Consider the following 3,240-nt stretch of genomic DNA (forward strand, 5'->3'; position numbering starts at 1 on the left):
CCGATCCGCCGCAGCTGTTCAATCTGGCCGACGATCCCGACGAGCGGCACAACCTGGCGGACGATCCCGCCTGCGCCGGGGCGCTGGCGGCGCTGGCGGCCATTGCCGCAGAACGCTGGGATCTGGAGCGTTACGACGCCGATGTGCGGGCCAGCCAGCTGCGCAGGCTGGTGGTTTACCAGGCGTTACGCAATGGCGGCTACTATCCCTGGGATTACCAGCCGCTGCAGAGGGCTTCCGAGCGCTATATGCGCAACCATATGGATTTAAACAATCTCGAACGTGATAAGCGCTATCCGCGCGGCAATGACTGACCGCGTGTTCCCGCCGGGCTGCATCCCGGCGGGTTTTCGCCCCGGCAGGCCCGCGCTTATCCCAGCGGCCCGCCGACGATAGTTTCCCGCATTCCGGCCAGCACCCGCTCGCCGGTCTCCTGATACAGTTCGTCGTACCACGCCCGGGTCTGCTGCATATCCACGCCGTGGGTGACGTCGCAGCGGCGGCGGGCCTTCAGTACCAGATCCTCCACCCGCGCCGCGCGGCGCGCCTGATAGCGCAGCAGCGCATCTTCAATGCCCAGCGAATGGGACTGCAGCGTCATGGCCAGCACCACCGCATCCTCCATTGCCGCACAGCCGCCCTGACCGATATCCGGCGTAGTACTGTGCCCGGCGTCGCCCAGCAGGGCCACCCGGCCGCGCACCAGCGTGTCGAACGGATCGATATCGTGAATTTCGATGCGGTTGGTGGTCTGCGGGTCGAGGCGGGCGATCAGCGTCTGCACCGGTTCCGCCCAGCCCTGAAAATAGCGCTGCAGATCGGCGCGAACGGTGGTGCGGTCTTCCGCCAGCCCTTTCGGCAGCGGCACGTCAAAAAAGAAGTAAAAGCGGCCGCGGGATACCGGCATCAGCGATACCCGCTTGCCTTCGCCCACCCAGGTCGTCCACTGATTCGCCGGGGCAATCGCCTCGTCGATACTCACCAGTCCGTTCCAGTTGACGTAGCCCGCGTAGCGGCGCTCGGTGTCGCGGCCCAGCACCCAGGGACGCAGGGCCGAGTGGGTACCGTCGGCGGCGATCAGCAGGTCGGCCTCGGCAATGTCGCCGTCCTCAAAGTGCGCCCGCACGCCGTCGTTGAGGGATTCAACGCCGATGACCCGCTTGCCAAACTGCACCGAATCCCGCCCGCAGGCGTTAAGCAGCATCTCCTGCAGTTCGGCCCGCGCCACCGGGTAAGGACGCTCGCCGACGCTGTTGACCAGCGGATCGAGACTGAATCGGGTCATGGTGTGATTGTGCTGGTGGTCGCGGTAGGACATGTACTCCATCGCACCGCCCAGTGCCCGCAGTTCGGTTTTCATCCCGAGCCAGTTGAGGCACTTAACGCCGTTTGGCCAGAGGGAAATCGCAGCACCCACCGGCTTAATTTCCTTCACCGCTTCATAGACGCGGGTTTCAATGCCACACTGCCTGAGGGCAATGGCGGCTGTCAGCCCGCCGATGCCGCCGCCCGTTATAATTGCTTTCATGCTGCTCTCCTGTATTGCTGTACAAGGAGCTAGCAAGATGCGTACCAGCGTAAAAAGCGCCAGGCGCGGGGCTAAATGCCAGCAAATGCACCAAAGCAGTGCTTTTACTGCCTCATCAGGAGAAATTATGCACGTCGAAATACCGCAGGAGATCGAAGCTATCAAAGTCTCGGAAGAGATCGTGCTGTACGCCGCCAATGAATGTTTTGTTTCATCACTGTACCAGATGATTCTCAGGAACAGGGCGTGGCTGCAGCAGAACCTGGACTGGCCCCGGTTTGTGACCGGCGAGGTGGAAACCCGCAAAACCATGCTCAGCAACGTGATGCTGCACCAGCGCGGCTACGCGAAAATGTTCCTGATTTTCAGCGGCGGTGAAATAACGGGCGTGCTGTCGTTTAATTCCATCGAGCCGCAAAACAAAACCGGCTACATCGGCTACTGGATCGATGAAGCGCAGCAGGGCAAAGGGCTGCTGTCCGCCAGCCTGCAGGCATTTATGGACTATTACGCGCGCAAAGGTGAGGTGCGCCGCTTCGTGATCAAGTGCCGCACCGCTAACGCCGCCAGCAATGCGGTGGCGGTGCGCAACGGGTTCAGCCTGGAGGGCTGCCTGCGGCAGGCGGAGTTTCTCAACGGCGAGTTTCACGATCAGAATATTTACGGGCGAATTGTGGATTATTCAGCCTGATCCCGGCAGCGGCGTGCGCGTTATACGTTCCCTGCCGCCCATCACTCTGGGCCCGTGCAGGATTATTTGTTCGCCGCCAGACGCCTCAATGACCGCCTCGCCGCTGATGTCCACCTCCTGGCAGATCACCACGTCGCCGCCGAGCAGCGCGTCGCCGCTGATCCGCACGCGGTCGTCAAGCAGAAGAGGGCCACCGCGCAGCCGCGCATTTCCCATCACCGCCACGTGGTGCTTCAGCACGCAGTTGCCTTCCACCAGTGCATCCCCCGAGACCTGCGTGCTGTAGCGCAGGGTAGGGATCGCGTCGCTCTCATGACCGGCGACGATGCGCGCGCGTCCGAAGACTTTCGCACAGTCGCATACCCAGACATTATTCACTTCGTTGCCCTCAAGCCGGGCATAATCAAAAATTTCCGCCCGGTGCTCGATAAAGGCGTTATCCACCACCGCGTCGCCGTAAATCTGGGCCTGGTGCACGACCCGCGAGCGGCTGACCCGGGCGCGGCCGTAGATCTGCAGCGGCAGGCTGACATCTGCGGTCATGCCCGCAAGGGCAATAATGTCGCATTGATCCAGAATCTGCGCGTGGTCCGCCAGGCGGCAGGGGCCGCTAACGCGGGAATTCTGCACGGTGACGTTGTCACCTATCGCCGCGCCGTGGCTGATTACCGCGTCGTCTATCCACGCGCTGCCGCTAATCCGCGCGCCGCTGCTGATGAGGCAGGTTTGGGTTAACCGCGCATCGCCGTCCACCCGCGCGTCGTCAAATACCATGCTGTTGGTGTCGTAAATCCAGCAGTTTCCCGACTGGCTCAGGGCGCGCTCATCTTCAATCCAGCCCCCGGTGCTGCCGCGGCCCACGTCGGCAAAGTCCCGCAGGGCGACAATCTGGTACAACATCACTGTGCGTCGGATGCCGTCCTGCTGAAGGTGAAAGACGCGGGGGGCGTCACTGAGGCGGTATTTATCCATTAGGCTACTCTTCACCGGTGTTTAACATAAACGTAGCAAAGAATCTCAA

Annotated in this window: 3 protein-coding genes and 1 pseudogene; 2 read left to right on the forward strand and 2 right to left on the reverse strand. The window is 62.0% G+C overall.

Annotated elements, in window-relative coordinates; translation table 11 throughout:
- Nucleotides 1-314: pseudogene (locus QZ766_RS08315) on the forward strand (choline-sulfatase); the annotation flags it as partial.
- Between the two features lie 56 nt (nucleotides 315-370).
- On the opposite strand, the gene hpxO reads toward QZ766_RS08315, so the two are convergent.
- A complete protein-coding gene (gene hpxO, locus QZ766_RS08320) occupies nucleotides 371-1,528 on the reverse strand; it encodes an FAD-dependent urate hydroxylase HpxO (protein ID WP_297200081.1) in 1,158 nt (385 codons plus the stop codon).
- A 127-nt stretch (nucleotides 1,529-1,655) separates the two neighbouring features.
- On the opposite strand from hpxO, the gene rimL reads away from it, so the two are divergent.
- Nucleotides 1,656-2,219, forward strand: a complete 564-nt coding sequence (gene rimL / locus QZ766_RS08325; protein ID WP_297200084.1) for a 50S ribosomal protein L7/L12-serine acetyltransferase — start codon at nucleotides 1,656-1,658, stop codon at nucleotides 2,217-2,219.
- On the opposite strand, the gene ydcK is transcribed toward rimL, so the two are convergent.
- The gene (gene ydcK / locus QZ766_RS08330; protein WP_297200087.1) at nucleotides 2,211-3,191 is read right to left on the reverse strand and encodes a YdcK family protein; all 981 of its coding nucleotides are present in this window, start codon (nucleotides 3,189-3,191) and stop codon (nucleotides 2,211-2,213) included. The two genes, rimL and ydcK, sit on opposite strands and share 9 nt — an antisense overlap.
- Nucleotides 3,192-3,240 lie beyond the last annotated feature (49 nt).

It is taken from the genome of uncultured Pluralibacter sp., from assembly GCF_913775985.1.
Lineage (GTDB): Bacteria > Pseudomonadota > Gammaproteobacteria > Enterobacterales > Enterobacteriaceae > Pluralibacter.

Excerpts from the sequence above, each read along its gene's own strand:
- hpxO (WP_297200081.1), bottom strand. The coding sequence starts at position 1,528 with ATGAAAGCAATTATAACGGGCGGCGGCATCGGCGGGCTGACAGCCGCC.
- rimL (WP_297200084.1), top strand. The coding sequence starts at position 1,656 with ATGCACGTCGAAATACCGCAGGAGATCGAAGCTATCAAAGTCTCGGAA.
- ydcK (WP_297200087.1), bottom strand. The coding sequence starts at position 3,191 with ATGGATAAATACCGCCTCAGTGACGCCCCCCGCGTCTTTCACCTTCAG.